19 protein-coding genes are annotated in these 19561 nt (G+C 47.4%); 11 read left to right on the forward strand and 8 right to left on the reverse strand.

The features are described from left to right. Window positions 1-47 precede the first annotated feature (47 nt). Window positions 48-365, reverse strand: coding sequence for a tetratricopeptide repeat protein (locus J0M30_11470; protein ID MBN8668113.1), 318 nt, complete (start codon window positions 363-365; stop codon window positions 48-50). A 95-nt stretch (window positions 366-460) separates the two neighbouring features. On the opposite strand from J0M30_11470, the gene J0M30_11475 reads away from it, so the two are divergent. The 5 genes from J0M30_11475 to rocD all read left to right on the forward strand — a co-directional run bounded on the left by J0M30_11475 (window position 461) and on the right by rocD (window position 5115). Next, window positions 461-1204, forward strand: a complete 744-nt coding sequence (locus tag J0M30_11475) for an electron transfer flavoprotein subunit beta/FixA family protein (protein ID MBN8668114.1) — start codon at window positions 461-463, stop codon at window positions 1202-1204. 31 nt (window positions 1205-1235) lie between these two features. After that, entirely contained in the window at window positions 1236-2195 is a 960-nt protein-coding gene (locus J0M30_11480; protein ID MBN8668115.1) for an electron transfer flavoprotein subunit alpha/FixB family protein, read from the forward strand. A 94-nt stretch (window positions 2196-2289) separates the two neighbouring features. After that, window positions 2290-2889, forward strand: coding sequence for a bifunctional nuclease family protein (locus J0M30_11485; protein ID MBN8668116.1), 600 nt, complete (start codon window positions 2290-2292; stop codon window positions 2887-2889). After that, complete coding sequence (locus J0M30_11490) at window positions 2886-3713, forward strand: 4-(cytidine 5'-diphospho)-2-C-methyl-D-erythritol kinase (GenBank protein MBN8668117.1); 828 nt, start codon at window positions 2886-2888, stop codon at window positions 3711-3713. The genes J0M30_11485 and J0M30_11490 overlap by 4 nt, the downstream gene beginning before the upstream one ends. 175 nt (window positions 3714-3888) lie before the next feature. Beyond that, the gene (gene rocD / locus J0M30_11495; GenBank protein MBN8668118.1) at window positions 3889-5115 is read left to right on the forward strand and encodes an ornithine--oxo-acid transaminase; all 1227 of its coding nucleotides are present in this window, start codon (window positions 3889-3891) and stop codon (window positions 5113-5115) included. A gap of 21 nt (window positions 5116-5136) precedes the next feature. On the opposite strand, the gene J0M30_11500 is transcribed toward rocD, so the two are convergent. The 5 genes from J0M30_11500 to J0M30_11520 all read right to left on the reverse strand — a co-directional run bounded on the left by J0M30_11500 (window position 5137) and on the right by J0M30_11520 (window position 10832). Beyond that, complete coding sequence (locus tag J0M30_11500; protein ID MBN8668119.1) at window positions 5137-5535, reverse strand: hypothetical protein; 399 nt, start codon at window positions 5533-5535, stop codon at window positions 5137-5139. A 127-nt stretch (window positions 5536-5662) separates the two neighbouring features. Continuing rightward, on the reverse strand, window positions 5663-7003 hold the full coding sequence (locus tag J0M30_11505) for a chloride channel protein (GenBank protein ID MBN8668120.1): 1341 nt from the start codon (window positions 7001-7003) through the stop codon (window positions 5663-5665). Window positions 7004-7080: 77 nt separating this feature from the next. Further along, window positions 7081-8493 carry an amino acid permease gene (locus J0M30_11510; GenBank protein MBN8668121.1) on the reverse strand — a complete coding sequence of 471 codons (1413 nt, stop codon included), beginning with the start codon at window positions 8491-8493 and terminating at the stop codon, window positions 7081-7083. Between the two features lie 308 nt (window positions 8494-8801). Further along, window positions 8802-10436 (reverse strand): chaperonin GroEL, encoded by a 1635-nt coding sequence (gene groL, locus J0M30_11515; protein ID MBN8668122.1) that lies wholly within the window; start codon window positions 10434-10436, stop codon window positions 8802-8804. Window positions 10437-10550: 114 nt separating this feature from the next. Then, complete coding sequence (locus tag J0M30_11520) at window positions 10551-10832, reverse strand: co-chaperone GroES (GenBank protein ID MBN8668123.1); 282 nt, start codon at window positions 10830-10832, stop codon at window positions 10551-10553. Between the two features lie 273 nt (window positions 10833-11105). On the opposite strand from J0M30_11520, the gene nusB reads away from it, so the two are divergent. The 5 genes from nusB to J0M30_11545 all read left to right on the forward strand — a co-directional run bounded on the left by nusB (window position 11106) and on the right by J0M30_11545 (window position 14582). After that, window positions 11106-12029 (forward strand): transcription antitermination factor NusB, encoded by a 924-nt coding sequence (gene nusB / locus J0M30_11525; protein MBN8668124.1) that lies wholly within the window; start codon window positions 11106-11108, stop codon window positions 12027-12029. Window positions 12030-12443: 414 nt separating this feature from the next. Continuing rightward, window positions 12444-12905 carry a DUF1573 domain-containing protein gene (locus J0M30_11530; GenBank protein MBN8668125.1) on the forward strand — a complete coding sequence of 154 codons (462 nt, stop codon included), beginning with the start codon at window positions 12444-12446 and terminating at the stop codon, window positions 12903-12905. 28 nt (window positions 12906-12933) lie between these two features. Beyond that, entirely contained in the window at window positions 12934-13269 is a 336-nt protein-coding gene (gene yajC / locus J0M30_11535) for a preprotein translocase subunit YajC (protein MBN8668126.1), read from the forward strand. A gap of 7 nt (window positions 13270-13276) precedes the next feature. Next, complete coding sequence (locus J0M30_11540; GenBank protein MBN8668127.1) at window positions 13277-13873, forward strand: dephospho-CoA kinase; 597 nt, start codon at window positions 13277-13279, stop codon at window positions 13871-13873. Further along, entirely contained in the window at window positions 13866-14582 is a 717-nt protein-coding gene (locus tag J0M30_11545; GenBank protein ID MBN8668128.1) for a CPBP family intramembrane metalloprotease, read from the forward strand. The genes J0M30_11540 and J0M30_11545 overlap by 8 nt, the downstream gene beginning before the upstream one ends. 16 nt (window positions 14583-14598) lie before the next feature. On the opposite strand, the gene J0M30_11550 is transcribed toward J0M30_11545, so the two are convergent. Beyond that, the gene (locus J0M30_11550; GenBank protein MBN8668129.1) at window positions 14599-15738 is read right to left on the reverse strand and encodes a pyridoxal phosphate-dependent aminotransferase; all 1140 of its coding nucleotides are present in this window, start codon (window positions 15736-15738) and stop codon (window positions 14599-14601) included. Between the two features lie 308 nt (window positions 15739-16046). Here J0M30_11550 and secDF point away from each other — a divergent pair, with 308 nt between their 5' ends. Then, window positions 16047-19106: a protein translocase subunit SecDF gene (gene secDF / locus J0M30_11555; GenBank protein MBN8668130.1), complete on the forward strand. Its 3060-nt coding sequence runs from the start codon at window positions 16047-16049 to the stop codon at window positions 19104-19106. 87 nt (window positions 19107-19193) lie between these two features. Here secDF and J0M30_11560 read toward each other — a convergent pair whose 3' ends face one another. Continuing rightward, on the reverse strand, window positions 19194-19538 hold the full coding sequence (locus tag J0M30_11560) for an iron-sulfur cluster assembly accessory protein (protein MBN8668131.1): 345 nt from the start codon (window positions 19536-19538) through the stop codon (window positions 19194-19196). Window positions 19539-19561 lie beyond the last annotated feature (23 nt).

Raw genomic sequence — 19561 nt, forward strand, 5'->3', positions numbered from 1 at the left:
AGGAGGTCACAAAGAAAACTAAGAAGACACAAAGAACACGAGGTTATTTAAAAAGTAAGTTCCTCCAAGGCACTTCGAAGCTCTCCATACGCATGATTGTCCCCAACCTTTTTCGCCTCTTCCATCCCCTTCTCATACACTTTTATGGCTTCTGCTTCTTCACCCTTTCGCTCCAGCAATTTCGCCAGGTGATAATAACTTCCCACATATCCGGGATCGCGGGACAATAATGCCTCAAATAATTCGCGGGCCTTATCCTCCTCTCCCGCCTTTATATATTCCAATGCCAGGGCATGTTGTATAAAGCTATCTGCCGGGTTCTGGTCTAAAAACTCCAACAATTTCCCGATCCTTTCCTTGTTCATAAAAAATTCCTGTGAATACTAACAGTTAATAGTTTATACCCTTATCTTTGCTTTAGTTGCATAAACAACTATCTACTTGAACGAAATACCTTTGCATGAAGATCCTCGTATGTATCAGTAAGACGCCGGACACTACGGCAAAAATAGCTTTCACCGACAACAACACGAAATTCGACACCAATGGGGTGCAATGGATCATTAATCCGTACGACGAATGGTATGCCCTGGTGCGTGCCATTGAGTTAAAGGAAGCTGATCCCGCTACTGCGATCCACCTGGTAACCGTTGGAGGTCCGGACGCTGAACCCATTATTCGTAAGGCCCTGGCCCTGGGTGGGGACGAAGCGATCCGGGTGAACGCAGAAAGTCATGACAGCTATTATATCGCCAGCCAGATTGCTGCCATTGCCCGCGAAGGCGGATATGACCTTGTGTTTACAGGTAAAGAAACGATTGACTACAATGGTTCTTCCATTGGCGGCATGGTAGCGGAGCTGTTGGATATGCCTTATGTTTCACTTGCTACCCATTTTACTTTGAATGGTGGTCAGGCTTCGCTCACACGTGAGATCGAAGGGGGTGAAGAAGTTTGTGAGGTTTCCCTGCCTCTGGTAGTAAGTTGCCAGAAAGGAATGGCGGAGCAGCGGATTCCCAATATGCGTGGTATCATGGCCGCCCGGACCAAACCCCTCAAGGTTGTGGAACCAGCTGCTGTAGACGCTTTTACTGAAGTGGTTGGTTTTGAGTTACCCCCTGCTAAAGCGGGTGTAAAACTTGTTCCCGCCGACCAACCGGAAGAATTGGTCCGGCTGCTGAAAGAAGAGGCCAAAGCCATTTGATCAACCTTATTTCATTCCCAAAAAAGAAATTATGTCAGTATTAGTTTTTATAGACCAATCCGAAGGTCATCTCAAAAAATCCTCCCTGGAAGCCATGAGCTATGGCGCTGCTTTAGCCGCCCAATCGGGTACCGAAGCCGAGGGGGTAGTACTTGGCCCCACGCAGGAAGATCTGTCTTCCCTGGGCAAATACGGCATCAAAAAGATTCACCATGTTAATAACCCATCCCTGAGTGGATTTGATGCCCAGGCTTATACCCGGGCCATAGCACAGGTGGCTGAGAAAACGGGGGCTAACATGATCGTGTTCTCCAACAACGTGGATGGTAAGGCGATTGCCCCCCGATTATCGGTAAGGATGAAAGCGGGTCTGGTTTCCGGGGCTACCGGATTACCGGAAACCGGAGGGGATTTTATTGTAAAAAAGACTGTTTTTTCCGGTAAGGGTTATGCCCGAATAGCGGTTAAGACCCCGGTAAAGATCATTGCCCTTAATCCGAATGCCTTTACGGTGACCGAGGCCGGTGGAACTGCAGAAGTGCTGGCCTTTGATGCCCAGATCGATACCCCGAAGATAAAAGTGACGGCTGTAAATAAGGTGAAAGGTGAAATACCCCTGACCGAAGCGGATATTGTCGTGAGTGGTGGCCGGGGATTGAAAGGACCCGAACATTGGGGCATTCTGGAAGACCTGGCTAAGGCCCTGGGTGCCGCGACTGCCTGTAGCCGCCCTGTATCTGACTCCAACTGGCGCCCCCATCATGAGCATGTGGGACAAACCGGTATTGCCATTGCCCCCAACCTTTACATAGCCATTGGCATTTCAGGCGCCATTCAGCACCTGGCCGGGGTCAACCGAAGCAAGGTAATTGTGGTTATTAATAAAGACCCTGAAGCTCCTTTTTTCAAGGCAGCGGACTATGGAATCGTCGGGGATGCCTTTGAGGTGGTTCCCCGGATCACCGAGGCTGTGCGCCGGTTAAAAGGGTAAGCATAACACATTCACATACACATGAGAAATACCCGGAGCGGTCGAAATGACCGCTCTTTTTTTTTGGTAAAAAACCTTAGTTTCGTGGCACGTTATGAAGAAGATCGAATTGGAAATAGTGGCGCTCTCGCATAGCATCACCCAAACACATTCATATGCCGTGGTTCTCGGTGAGGTCAATGGCCTCCGCCGTCTTCCCATTGTGATCGGCGGGTTTGAGGCCCAGGCCATCGCTGTAGCCCTGGAAAAGATGCAGCCCAGCCGTCCCCTGACCCATGACCTGATGAAGAATTTCATGAACGCCTTTGCCGTGGAATTGCATGAGATCATCATTAATGACCTGCAGGAAGGGATCTTCTTCTCCAAACTGGTATGTTCCTCTGATAATGACACGGTTGAAATAGATTCCCGTACCTCCGACGCACTGGCCCTGGCCGTTCGTTTCGGTTGCCCGATCTACACCTACGAGAATATCCTGGAGAGTGCCGGTATTCAGATGGAAGAAACCACCGGCAAAAAGAAAAAGACAAAGGAAACAGTGATCGAAGACGAACCCTCTCAGGCCAATGATGACCTGAAGACCATGTCGCTCGAAGAATTGAATGAATTGCTCAACGATGTGCTCGAGCATGAGGACTATATCCGGGCCATTGCCATTCGCGATGAGATCAATAGCCGAAAAAGGAATAAGTGATCGTTTTCCCCAATGCAAAAATTAACCTGGGTCTTCACGTGGTGAAAAAAAGACCCGACGGGTACCACGACCTGGAAACCATTTTTTTCCCGATCCCTCTTTGTGATGCACTGGAAGTTATTACCCGGAAAGAACAAGATTCCTCCGGTATAGCATTTCATTTATCCGGGCCTGTTAACCCCGGCCCCGATGCCGATAATATTTGTGTTAAAGCCTGGCATCTTTTAAAGAATGACCACCCGGGCCTGCCATCCGCATCCATCTATTTACATAAAGCGATACCTACGGGAGCAGGATTAGGGGGTGGAAGTGCGGATGGCGCTTTTATGCTGTCCCTCCTTAATCAAAAATATCAGTTAGGCCTGACCGAAGAGCAATTGTTATCCTATGCCCTTCAGTTGGGAAGTGATTGCCCCTTTTTTATTCGCAACAAACCCTGTTATGCAACCGGGCGCGGGGAGATCATGGAACCGGTTTCCCTTTCACTTAAAGGATATCAACTGGTTTTGGTCAATCCCGGGATTGAGGTATCAACAGCACGAGCCTTTTCAACACTTCAACCCTCCCCTTCCCCCAAAGACCTCCGAACGATCATCCAACAACCCATCACCACCTGGCGGAAAGAATTGGGTAATGATTTTGAACGCTCTGTTTTTGAAGCTCATCCCCTCATTGGCGAATTAAAGGATCAACTTTATGAACAAGGGGCGATCTATGCCTCGATGAGTGGAAGCGGATCTACGGTGTTTGGACTATTTGAAAATCATGGGTTTGATATTGGCGGGGTTTCCGATGCCTTTTTTACAAAAGTTATTGAATTGTAATCGAGGATTTACCGCCAAAAAAAAATTGTATCTTTACGTTAATGTCACTCAGGAACGCCATACCATTCTTTCTTGATAAGAACCTTGATCTGCTGAACCACTAAGTGGTCCTTCCACCGGGCGTTGAGCCCATGTATCTGCATTTTCTTTTTCATCATCGTTTAATCGTACTACCATGATCCAGGTTTCGGATAACAGTAAATATTATTTGTCTCTTGAAGAAAAATATGGTGCCCACAATTATCATCCCCTGCCCGTGGTGTTGGAAAAAGGTTCCGGGGTTCATCTATGGGATGTAGATGGGAAAAAATATTATGATTTTTTAAGTGGCTATTCAGCCGTAAACCAGGGGCATTGTCATCCGGAGATCCTGAATGCACTGACGCTTCAAGCCCAGCGTCTGACATTGACCAGTCGTGCTTTTCACAGTAACCTGCTGGGTGAATATGCACGCTTTATTACCGATTTTTTCGGCTACGATAAAGTACTGCCAATGAATACAGGAGTTGAAGCCGTGGAAACGGCGATCAAACTTTGCCGTAAATGGGCCTATGAAGTAAAAGGAGTACCGGAAGGCAAAGCAAAGATCATCACCTGTCACGGCAATTTTCACGGTCGTACAACAACGGTGATCTCCTTTAGCAGCGATCCTTCTTCCAATAAGAATTTCGGGCCATACACGCCCGGGTTCATAGGCATACCCTATAATGACCTTGACGCACTGGCCACGGCCCTGAAGGATGATCAGGTGGCGGGTTTTCTGGTAGAGCCCATACAGGGAGAAGCCGGCGTGGTGGTGCCGGATGAAGGATATCTGGCCAATGCAAAAACTTTGTGCAAGCAGGCCGGCGTATTGTTTCTGGCGGATGAGATACAAACAGGTTTATGCCGTACCGGAAAAATGCTGGCTTGTGATCATGAAGAGGTACGTCCGGATATACTCATCTTGGGAAAGGCCTTGAGCGGAGGCATGCTCCCCGTAAGCGCGGTATTGGCAGACGACTCAATTATGCTCACCATTAAACCCGGTGAACATGGTTCTACTTACGGAGGAAACCCATTGGCTTGCGCGGTGGCCATTAAAGCACTACAGGTACTGAAAGACGAGAAGCTGGCAGAAAACGCGGAGAAGATGGGAGAACTTTTTCGAAAGGAAGTGGCCAAACTTCAATCGCGCCATATCTCTTTAATCCGTGGAAAAGGATTATTGAACGCGATCGTAATACAACACGGGGATAAGGATGCCGCCTGGGAACTTTGTCTGGAATTAAAAGAAAACGGATTGCTCGCCAAACCTACACATGGCGATAAAATCCGGTTTGCACCTCCCCTGGTTATTACCCATGACCAAATAATCGAGAGTGTGGAGATTATCGGGCAGAGCCTTGAGCGGCTTGATTAAATAGCGAAAGGCAATTAGCTTTTAACTATTAGTTTCTCCGGGAAGTTTCATTTGTGGAAATAACCCCGCTACCAACATCGCTAAGGAGGAAAAGGCCATCAGGTATAAGCCTATTTCCCTGTCTGGACATATTCCTCCGGAGCAGGCCGGGATCAGCAGAAAATTACGCAGGGCCCAACCGGTATTCAGACCTATCACCAGCAAATTCCATCGCTTGGCCCAGATCCGGGGGATGAAGTTGAGCAATAAAAAGAAGGCAGCATTTAAGAAATGAAAATAGCCGGGCTTCCCAAAATTGGTCCCTGTGGTATCGACTCCTGTCAATTGAATATTCCTGAAAGGAATGGTGATCCATGGAAGAAAACAACTAATGACGAGCAGAACTGCAGCCAGGGCACCGGCCCACTTGAGAAAACGCATGTGAGATATTTTGGGGCAAAGTTAGGGGATGGAGTTTGGATGTTGGTGGTGGGATGTTTGATGTTGGATGATGCCAACTAAACTAAATGCTATAGGCTAACAGCTAAAAGCGAACAACCTTCCCTCCCTATCCCAACTCCTTCACATATTCTTCCTTCAACCGCTCGTACAGAGAACGTTTATCAATAAAATAAGAGACCAGGGAGGCGATCATGGCGGCAAGCATCAGGTGGAAGATTACACTATGTCTATCAGTCATTTCCAGCACCAATATGGCCGACGTAAACGGACTGCGGGTGACACCGGTAAGAAAGGCCACCATGCCTGCAAGTATTAGCAGGTTCGATTCTGTATCGGGTAAATGAAACAAACCGCTGATCACGGAACCTATACTCGCCCCTGCACTTAATGATGGGGCAAAAACCCCACCGGCAGCCCCGGTGGTAAAGGAGAGGATCGGTCCGGCTATCCGCAGAAACGGAGAATAAGCAGGTAAATGCTTTTGATCTGAAAATAATGTTTCGGTCATCAGGTCCTTACCTGACCCCATAATTCCGGGATGAAAAAAATAAGCGATACCAACTAATATAAAGGCGCAGGCAAGTACATAGAACACATGATGATGTTTGAACCGGAATCCTGATTTCCATTTCAGTAATTTGATGATAACCCGGGCCATCAGGCTACCTCCTACCCCGCTCACCAGGGCAACCAGGATCACCAGGAGGAATACATAGGCCGAAAGATCTCCCACATTTGGATAACCCAGATAGAGGTAAGGCCCCAACAAACCCTGCGCTGTAAGACCGGCTATGATCACAGCGGTAAACAAGGCGGTCTTAAAATAATTGATGTGCGTCTTGGCCAATTCCTCCACGGCAAATACGATTCCACCCAATGGGGTATTAAAGGCTGCCGCCAAACCTGCCGCCGATCCGGTCAGGATCATATTCTTCTTGGAGATCTTTGGCCACCAGCTGGGTAACCATTTATTGACCAAACGAAAAATGGATCCGGCTATTTGTATGGTGGGTCCTTCTCGTCCAATAGCCCCGCCACCAAAAACCATTACGAGACTGGACGCTATTTTAATTAAGATGACGCGTAAGCTGAGAAGTTTATTGACCTTATTCAGGTTTGCCGGTGAGATGATATCCACCGACGCCATTACCTGGGGAATTCCACTTCCTCTGGCAAAGGGGGCAAACCTTTTTACAAGCCACCAGGCCAGAAAAAAACATACAGGCGTTATAAGAAAGAATGACCAGCTATAGGACGTATAAATTGCATGTGCTCCCTGCTCTGCCCAGGTAAAGAGTTTTGTATAGGCCACAGCGATCAACCCGGTGAATAATGAGGCTATCCAGAATGGAAGGGCAAGCATCAGGTTTTGCTTCAGGTCCTCATTTCGGATCCGGTCGAATAGGCGCTTGAGGGAATCTTTTACTGAGTAGTAAATTTTTTTCATTGTGCTTTAGAGAAAGAGACATCCGAGGATGGCTAAAGAAATGATGGGACAAAGGTAGGGAAACCAAGTGGGCGATACTACCTTTTCCTGCGATGTAAATAAAAATAAACAGGCACACCAATAAACGTTAGGAATAATCCATATACGGACTGAATGAATGGCGTCTTTCCCTGTAAATAATTATGTATATCGGTGTAGAGGGTCAGAAAAAAATAAAAAGCGGCAAACAGGATAAATATGGCTGGGAGAATGGGATAACCCCACACTTTATAGGGTCGCTCTGTATCCTTCATTTTTTTGCGCAGGATAAATAATCCAATTGCGCTAAATCCATAAAACAACCAGGTTATAAATACAAACAGGTCGGTCAGCATGTCAAAGGAGCCGGTGATAACAAACATGCTCGTCCAGATCAATTGCAGGATCAACGCGTTTCCGGGTGTTTGAAACCGGGGGTGGACTTTCCCAATGTGTTTAAAAAAATTTCCTTCCTCGGCCATCGCAAATTGAATACGAGCGCAGGGGAAGAGGTTTCCATTTACGGCACCAAAGGTCGAGATCATGACCAAAATGGCGATCAACCCGCCACCCGTTAACCCAACTGTGGTCCGTATCGCATCGGCTGCCACCAACGATGATTTACTCATCCTGTCGAGTGGTAAGGCATAGAGGTAGGCCAGATTGGTGATTACATACAAGACCATGCATATACCGATTCCCAGAAAGAGGCCACGGGGAATATTTCGGCGCGGATCCTTGATCTCCCCGGCCATGAACCCAAGATTGTTCCATCCATCAAAAGAAGCCAGGGCCCCACTCATCGCTGCGATGATGCCCATCACCAGGGTCCATCCGGATTTTTGCATGACCGGATCTGTTCGCGTCCAATTACCAATATCTCCATTTCCGGAGGCAAAGATCAATACACATAGCAGGATCAAAGAACCGATCTTCAGGAAGGTGGAACCCACCTGTACCCAGCTACCAGCTTTTACACTTATATAATTGATCAGGGTAAGCAAGACAAGTATACCGATAGCGAGGACCTTTACCCCTGCATTCTCCAATGGAAATAAATTACCTAACCCGGGAAGATGCAAGACAAAGCTCTTTTCAACCTCCGGCGAAAAACGGGGAAGACCGATAAAATATTCCGAGTATTGGGCGAAAACAAAAGCAATGGCCGCAATGGCGGCTGTATTGATCACGATGAACGCTGCCCATCCATAGATAAAGGCAAAGAAATCACCGTACATTTTTTTAAAGAAAACATATTGCCCGCCCGTCTCCGGAAGAATGGTTCCAATCTCGGCATTGATCATTCCTCCAATAAAAGAAACCAGTCCGGCGATCAACCATACGGCGATCAACCACACCGGTGACCCCACTTGTTGTGCCATAACCGCCGGCTTCATGAAAATACCACTGCCTATGACTGCACCAACAACAATAGAAAAAGAAGCGTATAATCCGAGACGACGGGGAAGCATGTCGTAAAATAGATAAAAAAACCGCTTCTATTGAAGCGGTTCAAAAACTTTGTTTTCAAAAAGTGGCGTCAACCCGAATATTCACCGGGGGTGAACATACGCTTTGCCCAGGATTATGTTTTTCTCAAAGCGATTAACAGGCAAGGGAAGGAATTGGACTTCGGTTGCTTGTGGGTGCTAATGTAGAAAAACAGACCTGGATTTGCAAGATGAACAGGATTATTGATTATTAATTATTGACTATTAACCAATTAACTGAGATCTTCGATAAATAATCCATAACCAATAATCCCATTCTACTTGTCAAATTAGTACCCCATTCCACCCATATCCGGAGCACCACCATGAACATGGGGTTCTTCCTTCTTGGGTTTGTCGGCGATCACACATTCGGTGGTCAGCAGCATTCCGGCAATGGAAGCGGCATTTTCCAGGGCGATGCGGGTCACCTTCGTGGGATCGATAACACCTGCTTTGTACAGGTTCTCGTATTGTTCGGTGCGGGCATTGAAACCAAAATCAGCTTTACCTTCTTTTACTTTTTGCACGATGATGGAACCTTCAATACCGGCATTGGCTACGATCTGACGAAGGGGTTCTTCGAGGGAACGTTTAACGATGGCGATACCTGTTGTTTCATCCTCATTGGCACCTTTTAATTTTTCCAGGGATTCGATAGCGCGAATGAATGCGATACCACCACCGGGAACAATTCCTTCTTCAACAGCGGCACGAGTGGCATGGAGGGCATCATCTACACGATCTTTCTTCTCTTTCATTTCCACTTCGGTAGCGGCTCCCACATTCAGTACGGCTACACCACCACTCAGTTTGGCCAGGCGCTCCTGAAGTTTCTCTTTATCGTAATCGGAAGTGGTGACTTCGATTTGGGCTTTGATCTGATTAACGCGGGCAGCGATATCATCTTTCTTGCCTTTTCCACCTACGATTGTCGTATTGTCTTTATCAATTGTAACCGAAGAAGCCTGACCAAGATAGGTAAGGTCTGCATTCTCCAGTTTGTATCCTTGCTCTTCGCTGATCACAGTACCTTTTGTTAATACAGCGATATCCTGGAGCATTTCCTTACGGCGATCACCAAAGCCGGGGGCTTTAACGGCCGCTACTTTAAGCGTGCCACGCAGTTTGTTTACAACCAGGGTGGCGAGTGCTTCCCCTTCAAGGTCTTCGGAGATGATCAGGAGCGGGCGACCACCTTGGGCCACTTTCTCCAGAATATGCAGGATATCCTTCATGTTGCTGATCTTTTTGTCATAGATCAGGATAAAGGGGTTATCCAGTTCAGCGTTCATCTTCTCGCTGTTGGTCACGAAATAGGGAGATACATATCCGCGGTCAAACTGCATACCTTCTACCACTTCTACAGTGGTTTCAGTACCACGAGCTTCTTCCACAGTGATCACTCCTTCTTTTCCAACCTTCTTCATGGCTTCGGCGATCAGTTTCCCGATCTCGTTGTCATTGTTGGCAGAAATAGAGGCTACCTGCTGAATCTTGCTGTTGTCACTTCCAACAGTTTGAGATTGGCTTTGCAGGTTCTCTACTACTTTGGATACTGCTTTGTCAATACCACGCTTCAGGTCCATCGGATTGGCACCTGCGGCTACGTTCTTTAATCCTTCTGTAATGATTGACTGGGCCAAAACAGTAGCGGTAGTGGTTCCGTCGCCGGCTACATCAGCCGTTTTAGAAGCTACTTCTTTCACCATTTGTGCACCCATATTCTCGATCGGGTCTTCCAGTTCGATTTCTTTGGCTACGGTAACACCATCTTTTGTTACACCGGGTGCACCAAATTTCTTTTCGATCACCACATTCCGGCCTTTGGGGCCCAGAGTCACTTTCACCGCATTGGCGAGAGCATCCACACCTTTCTTCATCCGGTTGCGGGCCTCAATATCAAAGAATAATTGCTTTGCCATTTTTCTATGTTTTATTTTGTTGGTTCTTGAATTGTTGGTATTTCATTTGAAGCGAATACTAGCCAGTGGCTAATGGCTATTCGCTATTAGCTTTTAGCATTTCGTATTCAGCCTTTAGACGATGGCCATGATATCGCTCTCACGCATGATCAGGTAATCGTCCCCATCGATCTGGATCTCGGTACCAGCATACTTGCCATAGAGGACAGTGTCTCCGGCTTTAACACTCATGGGTTCATCTTTTTTACCAGGACCAGCGGCTACTACGAGGCCACGTTGTGGTTTTTCTTTTGCAGTATCAGGGATAATGATTCCGCCTGCGGTTTTCTCTTCAGCAGGTGCTGCTTTTACAATTACCCGGTCGTGTAGGGGGGTAACACTAAGCTTCTTAGCCATACGATTATGATTTTTTAAATGTTGTGAGATTACTGTCCAATTTCCCCTTTTGCAGGGGCAGCAAAGCTAAACGATTATCATGCCATTTGAACAGGACCGGAAATTTTTTCAGTTTTGGGGGTCCGGATCACCTGGAAACCGGGTAATCCAGGGCTTTTTTTCAGTCAGGCTGTCAAGTTTTCACCTAAATCCTTTGGTAACAATTCCTTAGCCTAAAACCTGTCCCTGTCGGCCTGAATCACTTATCTTCGCAGGCCAAATAGCTCTTAATTCATGATCAGCAGACGTAATATCCGGGTGAAAGTGATGCAGACCCTTTACACCCAGGCCAGCTCGGAAGGTACCCCCGTACCGGCCTCCTACCAGAAAGTCCTGCAATCCCATTTTGAACTTACCCGCAGCCTCCTACTCTACCTCACCTATTTTCTTGGACAGATCGCCCGTTTTTCGGAAAAAAACGCGCATCAACGTGCCTCCAAGCATTTACCAACGGCCGAAGACCTGAAAGTAAATATCAAGATCGCCGGGAATAAGATCCTTTGGAAGATATGGGAGGATGAAAGCTATAAAAAAGCCGTTTCAGCGATAAAACCAGGCCAGTTTTTGGATGAAGAACTCGTAAAAAAGGCCTATCAAAAGCTGTGTGAATCCCCCGAATACAGGCAATATATTAGCGAGGAATCGCGGGAAAACAAACATGAGAAAGAGATCCTTGAATTCATGCTCGAGAACCTGATGCTGAATGACGATGATTTTATCAATCATATTGAGGAACTGTTTAGCAACTGGAGCGATGATGGGGAAATGATCGTCCTTTTGCTTGACGGATTCCTGAAAAAAACCTCGCATATCAATTTTACCCAGATGCTGGGTGACGATAAGGCTGAATTTGCCCGGATCTTGCTGCAAACTGTGGTTGAAAAGTCGGAACACCTGGAAAGCCTGATCGTACCGAAATTAAAAAACTGGGACCCCGAAAGGATTGCCCAACTGGATATGATCCTCCTGAAAATGGGTGTAGCTGAATTCCTCTATTTTGAAACCATTCCCCCCAAGGTTACCATTAATGAATACATAGACCTGGCCAAAGATTACAGCACCGCCCAAAGCGGACAGTTTGTCAATGGCATACTGGATAATATACATAAGGAACTGGTTCAGGAGGGAAAGATGGTGAAGGTGGATTTTAGGAAGTAGCTTGGGAGATGACGGAGGACGGAGGACAGATGACGGAGGACGGATGACAGAGGACAGATGTTGGATGTTGGATGTTGGATGTTGGATGTAGGATGATAGTGATTAATATTTAAAGTTAATTATAAAAGAAGAGGGGCTTGATGAAATTCAGGCTCCTCTTCCTATTTCAACTTGAATTATATATTTAAACCACTATCATCCAACATCCAACATCCAACATCCAACATCTGTCCTCTGTCATCTGTCATCTGTCCTCCGTCCTCTGTCCTCCGTCCTCTGTCCTCCGTCATCTGTCATCCGTCATCTGTCATCCGTCCTCCGTCCTCCGTCATCTATCATCCGTCCTCTTTCCTCCCCCCAACGCCCATTTCTCCAATATTCCCTACATTTGTCCCTCGCAAAAATTCCTGTATCATGAAAAGAATATTCTTACTTCTGGCGGTTGGATTGAGCCTGGGTGCCTGCAAGATGGGAACGGCAAAAGACGAACCCAAAGTGGAACATGGTGCTGACCTGGAAAAAAGACTGGCTGCCCTGAAGGACACAACTAACCTAACCACCATTGAATGGCTGGATTCAACCTACATTGAGGTAGGTAAAGTAGTCAAAGGGCAAGAAGTAGATGTAGTATATCGTTTCCGGAACACTGGTGACAAACCCCTGATCATTGCCCAGGTAACTGCCGGATGTGGTTGCACCATTCCCGAAACACCCAAGGAACCCTATGCCCCGGGTGCAGAAGGCGAGATCAAGGCCCGGTTCAACAGTGCCAACCAGACCCTTGGTGGTCATCGCAAATCGGTATATGTAACAGCGAATACCAAACCCAACAGCTATAATATTTTAGAGTTCAATGTAGATGTGACCGAACGATAATTTTCACAACCAATCATTACAAACAATCATGCAATTCTTTCTTTTACAACAAGCACAACCTTCAGGCCCTCTGGGTAGTTTTGGTGGATTCTTTTTCATGGGAGCAATCCTGATCGTTTTCTGGCTGTTCTTTATACGTCCGCAGGCCAAAAAACAAAAACAACAAAAGAAATTCATTGAGGAAGTTCAAAAAGGCGATAAGGTTGTTACCATCGCCGGTATTCATGGCAAGGTGAATAAAGTGAATGAAGACAGTACCCTTCAGCTCGAAGTAAGCCCCGGCAGCTATATCGTGATCGAAAAATCTTCGGTGAGTATGGAGATGACCCAACAGGTCAATAAGGTCACCACACCCAAGGCTTGATCCCTTTATGATTCGGGTTGGCTTAACTGGCGGTATAGGTAGTGGGAAATCCACCATCGCCCGGATATTTGAAGTACTCGGTATTCCGGTTTATTATGCCGACCCGGAAGCACAACAACTTATGCACAACGATCCGGACCTGAAAGCGGCGATCATTCGTCATTTCGGTCCGAATTCTTATTCAGGTGATACACTCCACCGCGCCTATCTTTCCCAACTCATTTTTTCACAACCGGAAAAAAGGGAATTACTCAATGGCCTGGTACACCCGGCTGTGAAAAAGCATGCGGAGGAATGGATGCGTCGACAATCCACGCCCTATGCCATTCACGAAGCCGCCCTCATTTTTGAAGCCGGGGTCACAGATCGGCTCGACCTGGTGATTGGTGTATATGCTCCTGAATCCCTTCGGCTGTTGCGGGCAACCCGGCGGGATAATTCCAGCATCGAAGAGATCAAAAAAAGAATGAAGGGTCAGATCGAAGAGGAGATCAAAATGAAACTATGTGACCATGTGATCGTCAATGACGAACAGCAGGCGGTCATACCCCAGGTATTGGCCCTTCACCAGCTATTGCTGGAAAAATCCGGAACCCATGGTTGATCAACCTACTATTTTTGATCATAGCCTCGCTATTTTATTTGGCATTTATATACCTCTTGTTTCCGGATTCAGGAGTGCACGTCAATTCAAACACCTCCACCTCGGAAAAGCGGAACGGTCCCGGTTCTATCTGGTCAATAGCGCATTTCTTGGAGGGATGGGACTGATCGTGCTGGGTAATTGGTTACTCCATGGACGTTCTCTCCCTGATATAGGACTGACCCGGATGCCACAATTGAATTTCCATACCCTGCTCTACACCGGTTTATTCCTTGTCTTATATATTGGCGACCTGCTGAGCAATACCAGCTCTGAAAAAAGAAAGGCAGATACCCTGGAACACTGGAACCAGCATACTCCATTTTTGCCAAGATATGGTTCGGAATTACCCGTCTATACCCTCATGTGCCTTGCTGCGGGTATTGGAGAAGAAATCGTGTTCAGGGGTTTTATGATCCAATATGGTTTGTCGCTTTTTTCTAATTTCCTACCTGCGCCGGAAACCTGGGCGGTTGTACTACCTGCATTGATCTTCGCCATAGCCCATTATTATCAGGGGTTCAAGGCTGTGGTTAAAATCGCCGTTCTTTCTGTACTATTTGGATGGATATACCTGTACTCCCAGTCGCTCTGGATCGTCATGGCCCTTCATTTTGGCGTTGACTGGTTGGGTGGTTATTTGAGTACGAGAATGGAGCGGGAGGAATAATTTATAAATACATAAACTATTTCAGTTTCGCCAGCGCCGCTTTCACACGCTCCATTGCTTTTTCGATCTTTTCCATGCTATTGGCAAAGGATATCCGAATACAATCGGGTTCACCAAAGGCACGTCCGGTAACGGTTGATACATGGGCCTTATTCAGGAGATACATACAAAGGTCATCGGCATTGTGGATGGTTTCTTCCCCATCGCTTTTTCCAAAATACTTATTGACAACGGGAAATACATAGAAAGCGCCATCGGGTTCCACACAGGAAATGCCCGGCATTTCGTTGAGAAGCCCGAGTATACGTTCCCGGCGACGGGCGAATTCTTCGGTCATTTCGCGGCTGGGACGCAGGTCAGTGGTCAAAGCAGTAATAGCGGCACGTTGGGTCACCGCGTTTGCACCACTGGTGATCTGCCCCTGGAATTTTTCACAGGCTTTGGCCACCTCCGCACTCGCTGCAATATACCCCAGCCGATAACCGGTCATGGCAAAACCCTTGCTTAAACCATTGATGATAATAACCCGGTCCTTAATATCGTCAAAGCTGGCAATGCTTTCATGTTTGCCCACAAAATTGATGTATTCATAGATCTCATCTGAAATGATGGATACCTGTGGGTATTTTCGGAGAACCTCTACCAGTCCTTCCAGTTCCTGCCGGGAATAAACCGAACCGCTGGGGTTACAAGGCGAGGAAAACAGAAATACACGGGTATTATCTGTGATCACCTCTTCGAATTCCTGGGGTGTGATCTTAAACCCATTCTCTGTTGAGGTACGCACGATCACAGGTACACCGCCCGCGATCTTCACCAGTTCTGAATAGGAAACCCAGAAAGGGGCCGGAATCACCACCTCATCCCCTTCATCCACCAGCACCATGATGGCATTGGCCAGGCTTTGCTTGGCTCCGGTAGATACCACAACATTTTCAGGTTTATAATCCAGGTTATTGTCTCTTTTTAATTTTTGGCAAACGGCTTCCCGCAGGTCGGGGTAACCTGCCACAGGAGGATAGTGGCTCCAGTTATCATCGATGGCCTTTTTGGCGGCCTCTTTAATGTGCATGGGGGTATCAAAATCGGGTTCACCCAGACTCAGATCGATCACATCGGCACCTTTGGCACGCAGTTCACGCCCCAGTTTGGCCATTTTAAGGGTTTCGGGCTCTGCAAATCGGGTCAGGAGGGAGGAAAGCTGGAGGGTAGCTGCTGCTGTTGCCATTTTTTATCAGTTTTTCTTCAATGCCCGCAAAATTACTCAATAATATCACTAACAGCTGTTTAAAAATGATCCCCGCGGAGAATTTTGATCCGGTTCACCCCCGAAAACCCTTTGTGGCGAAACACCTGCCATTTATTCTTTTTTTGCTTGAAAAGGCTATCTTTGCCGTCCTTAAAAATACCCTTGGATAGCCAATTTTGGCGGTTTCCGGGAAGTAAACAGAAAATACAGATTGTATGCAACTGAAAGGTTTGGTTAGTTTTTTCACGGTTCTTCTGATCGCGATCTGCGCCTGGCAGCTCTCCTTCACTTGGTTTGTGCGCAGCCATGAGAATAAAATGCAGTCCCGTGCCGAGAAGCAGGTAAGCGCCAGTTTGGCCACCCCTGTTGCCAAGTATCCCGGCGATCTCGCCAGTCAGAAGGTTTACAAAGAAGACACCTTCGATGTAGCCGTGAAAGAAAGACTTAGCGCATTGCTTGACAGCACCAAGGAAACGAAAGTAACCTGGTGGGGGACATCCTATAAAAAAGCCCGGGAATCTGAACTCAACCTGGGTCTTGACCTGCAAGGCGGGATGAACGTAACCATGGAAGTGGAACTGGTGGGCTTATTGAAATCCATGGCCAACAATTCCAAGGACCCCAACTTCCTGAAATCCCTGGAGAATGCGAATGCACGCAAAGCCAACAGCAATGCGGATTTCATTACCCTCTTTTCGGAAGAATACAAAAAGCTTGCGCCGAATGGTCGCCTGGCTTCCCTTTTTGCTTCCAATAATCAGGGAAAGATCAAGGTGGATGATGGGAATGATAAAGTGATCGCCGAGATCAGAAGCGAAGCGAAAGAAGCGATCAATCGTACCTATCGAATCCTGAGCAGCCGTATTGACCAATTTGGTGTGGCCCAACCTAATATCAACCTGGAAGAGGCAAAAGGAATTATTACCGTTGAGCTTCCCGGTATTGATGATGAAGAGCGGGTACGTAAATACCTGCAAGCTTCGGCCAACCTCCAATTCTGGGAAGTATACAAGCCCGAAGAATTAAATAACTCATTGATCGCGGCACAAACCGCTTATGATAATTTTATTAAAGGGATCAAGTCAGATGACACCACCGGAAAAATAGATACTGCTGCTGGTAAACAACAAACACTGGCCGAGCAATTGGGCGGTGGGGCTACCACCACGACTGCTACTGCACAAGAAGGAGCTAAAACCCTTTTTGATATGACCGGAACTGGCGGTGGATGGATCGGTGGACCCAACGAAAGCGGGGCCTTCGGTTCTGTTGCCATTAATGATACCGGCCGTTTCCGTGATGTGTTGGAAAATCCTGTTTTCCGGAACAAACTCCCCGGCGATGCCAAATTTGTTTATGGGCTTGCTCCGCGGTTAGACAATGGTAAAACCAGCGATCGCCTCCCCATCTATGCACTCAAGACCTATGGTCGTGAAGTAGCTCCATTGGAAGGAGATGTGGTGACCGATGCGCGTCCCGATTTCAACCCCACCACCAATCAACCCATCGTATCGATGTCGATGAACAATATTGGTGCACGTGATTGGGCGAAACTGACCAAGAAAAGTCATGAAGGACAAATTCCCATCGCCATCGTATTGGATGATATCGTTTATTCAGCTCCGGTTGCGAACGAAGAGATCACCGGTGGAAATTCACAGATCACCGGACGCTTCAATGTTGAAGAAGCTACCGACCTGGCGAATATCCTGAAAGCCGGTAAACTCCCCGCCCCTGCCAAGATCGTTCAAGAGCAGGTAGTTGGACCTACCCTTGGCGAAGATGCCATCCTGGGTGGACGCAACGCCTTCCTTATCTCCTTTGCTGTGATCTTCCTGCTGATGCTGGTGTATTATAACACTGCCGGTTGGATCGCCAATATCGCGCTTATCCTGAACCTGCTGTTTACCATTGGTGTGCTGGCCGCCCTAGGCGCCACATTGACCGCACCGGGTATCGCTGGTCTGGTATTGACCATTGGTATGGCAGTGGATACCAACGTAATCATCTATGAACGGATCAAGGAGGAACTGACAAAGGGCAAGGCCTATTTGCCAGCCATTTCCGATGGTTACCGGCGTTCATTGCCTCCGGTACTGGATGCCCACGTGACCACCTTGCTTACAGCGATCATCCTGTTCTATTTTGGATTAGGTCCGGTAAAAGGTTTTGCCACTACACAGATCCTGGGTATCATTCTTTCCCTGTTCTGCGGTATCCTGGTGAGCCGTTGGGTATCTGATATGTTTACGAACCGGAAACGCCACCTCGAATATTTCACCGGTGTTTCCCGTCGGGTATTCAAACATGCAGCAATTAAATTCATTGAATACAGAAAGGTTGCTTATGGCATCTCTGTTGTTGTGCTATTACTCGGAGTTGGTGCCGTTGTGAATGGTTTCGATCAGGGTGTGGAGTTCAGCGGTGGACGTAGCTATCAGGTCCGGTTTGACCAGTCCATCACCTCTAAGATCGAAGACATGCGGAAGGACCTCGAAGTTTCTTTTGGGGAAAATCCCGTGATCAAAACCCTGGGTGGAAACAATCAGGTGGATATCACAACCTCCTACCTTATTAAAGATACCCGTCCGGGTGTAGATTCCATGGTGTCGCGCAAACTTTACGAAGGTTTGAAGAAATACCTGCCACAGGATTTGACATTTGAGAAGTTCAATACGACCAAGCAATACAAACTCGGTTCCAAGACCGTGTTACCCACCATTTCGGATGACCTGAAATCTGGGGCCATGTGGGCGACTTTCTGGTCGCTTCTGGTGATTGCCCTGTATATCTTTATCCGTTTCCGCGACTGGAGATACTCATTGGGTACGATCGTGGCCTTGCTGCATGACGTGCTTGTCATCCTGGCCGTATTCTCCTTCCTGAAGGGCGTTGTTCCTTTCCCGCTGGAGATCGATCAGCACTTTATCGCGGCGGTACTGACCGTTATCGGTTTCTCGATGAACGATACGGTGATCGTATTTGACCGGATCCGGGAAGACAGCCGGTTAATGCCCAATGCCCCAAGGGCACAGGTCATCAACCGTGCCATCAATGAAACCCTGAGCCGGACTGTAATGACCTCGCTGACCGTTTTCCTGGTAATCCTCATCCTCTTCCTCGTAGGAGGTGAAGTAACCCGCGGATTTGCGTTTGCCATGTTGATCGGTATCGTAACGGGTACTTATTCTTCCATCTTCGTGGCGGCTCCGATCCTGGTTGACCTGGGCGGAAATAAGCCTTTGGGTGGCAAGGAGAGTGTCAAGGTTAAATAATAAAATACTACAGAGACACAGAGGCCGCAGAGAGAAATAAAATTCTCTGCGGCCTCTGTGTCTCTGTAGTATAAATAATTGCTTTAATCAAACAGCAAAGCTCGTCCCGCACCCGCAGGTACTGCTCGCATTCGGGTTACTAAAGGTAAACCCGCGGTTCCCCAATCCATCCTGCCAATCGATCTCCATACCATAGAGGTAAATTTCATGGGCTTTCTTCATCACACAGGGAATGCCTTCGATGGAAAAGGCGTGATCGTCTGCTTCAGGTTTGTCAAAACCCAGCACATAGGTCATACCCGAACAACCACCTCCCTTCACTCCCACCCGAAGGCGTTGGGAAGCATCAAAATCGGGGGCCTGCATCAGTTTTTTCAGCTCCACCAGGGCTCCTGGGGTAAAGCTGACCGGATTTAATGTACTTGTTTCCATATAATAAATACAAAGTTATAGCC

It is taken from the genome of Chitinophagales bacterium, from assembly GCA_017303415.1.
GTDB lineage: Bacteria > Bacteroidota > Bacteroidia > Chitinophagales > Chitinophagaceae > SpSt-398.

Excerpts from the sequence above, each read along its gene's own strand:
- J0M30_11470 (MBN8668113.1), bottom strand. The coding sequence starts at position 365 with ATGAACAAGGAAAGGATCGGGAAATTGTTGGAGTTTTTAGACCAGAAC.
- J0M30_11475 (MBN8668114.1), top strand. The coding sequence starts at position 461 with ATGAAGATCCTCGTATGTATCAGTAAGACGCCGGACACTACGGCAAAA.
- J0M30_11480 (MBN8668115.1), top strand. The coding sequence starts at position 1,236 with ATGTCAGTATTAGTTTTTATAGACCAATCCGAAGGTCATCTCAAAAAA.
- J0M30_11485 (MBN8668116.1), top strand. The coding sequence starts at position 2,290 with ATGAAGAAGATCGAATTGGAAATAGTGGCGCTCTCGCATAGCATCACC.
- rocD (MBN8668118.1), top strand. The coding sequence starts at position 3,889 with ATGATCCAGGTTTCGGATAACAGTAAATATTATTTGTCTCTTGAAGAA.
- J0M30_11500 (MBN8668119.1), bottom strand. The coding sequence starts at position 5,535 with ATGCGTTTTCTCAAGTGGGCCGGTGCCCTGGCTGCAGTTCTGCTCGTC.
- J0M30_11505 (MBN8668120.1), bottom strand. The coding sequence starts at position 7,003 with ATGAAAAAAATTTACTACTCAGTAAAAGATTCCCTCAAGCGCCTATTC.
- J0M30_11510 (MBN8668121.1), bottom strand. The coding sequence starts at position 8,493 with ATGCTTCCCCGTCGTCTCGGATTATACGCTTCTTTTTCTATTGTTGTT.
- groL (MBN8668122.1), bottom strand. The coding sequence starts at position 10,436 with ATGGCAAAGCAATTATTCTTTGATATTGAGGCCCGCAACCGGATGAAG.
- J0M30_11520 (MBN8668123.1), bottom strand. The coding sequence starts at position 10,832 with ATGGCTAAGAAGCTTAGTGTTACCCCCCTACACGACCGGGTAATTGTA.
- nusB (MBN8668124.1), top strand. The coding sequence starts at position 11,106 with ATGATCAGCAGACGTAATATCCGGGTGAAAGTGATGCAGACCCTTTAC.
- J0M30_11530 (MBN8668125.1), top strand. The coding sequence starts at position 12,444 with ATGAAAAGAATATTCTTACTTCTGGCGGTTGGATTGAGCCTGGGTGCC.
- yajC (MBN8668126.1), top strand. The coding sequence starts at position 12,934 with ATGCAATTCTTTCTTTTACAACAAGCACAACCTTCAGGCCCTCTGGGT.
- J0M30_11540 (MBN8668127.1), top strand. The coding sequence starts at position 13,277 with ATGATTCGGGTTGGCTTAACTGGCGGTATAGGTAGTGGGAAATCCACC.
- J0M30_11545 (MBN8668128.1), top strand. The coding sequence starts at position 13,866 with ATGGTTGATCAACCTACTATTTTTGATCATAGCCTCGCTATTTTATTT.
- J0M30_11550 (MBN8668129.1), bottom strand. The coding sequence starts at position 15,738 with ATGGCCAAACTGGGGCGTGAACTGCGTGCCAAAGGTGCCGATGTGATC.
- secDF (MBN8668130.1), top strand. The coding sequence starts at position 16,047 with ATGCAACTGAAAGGTTTGGTTAGTTTTTTCACGGTTCTTCTGATCGCG.
- J0M30_11560 (MBN8668131.1), bottom strand. The coding sequence starts at position 19,538 with ATGGAAACAAGTACATTAAATCCGGTCAGCTTTACCCCAGGAGCCCTG.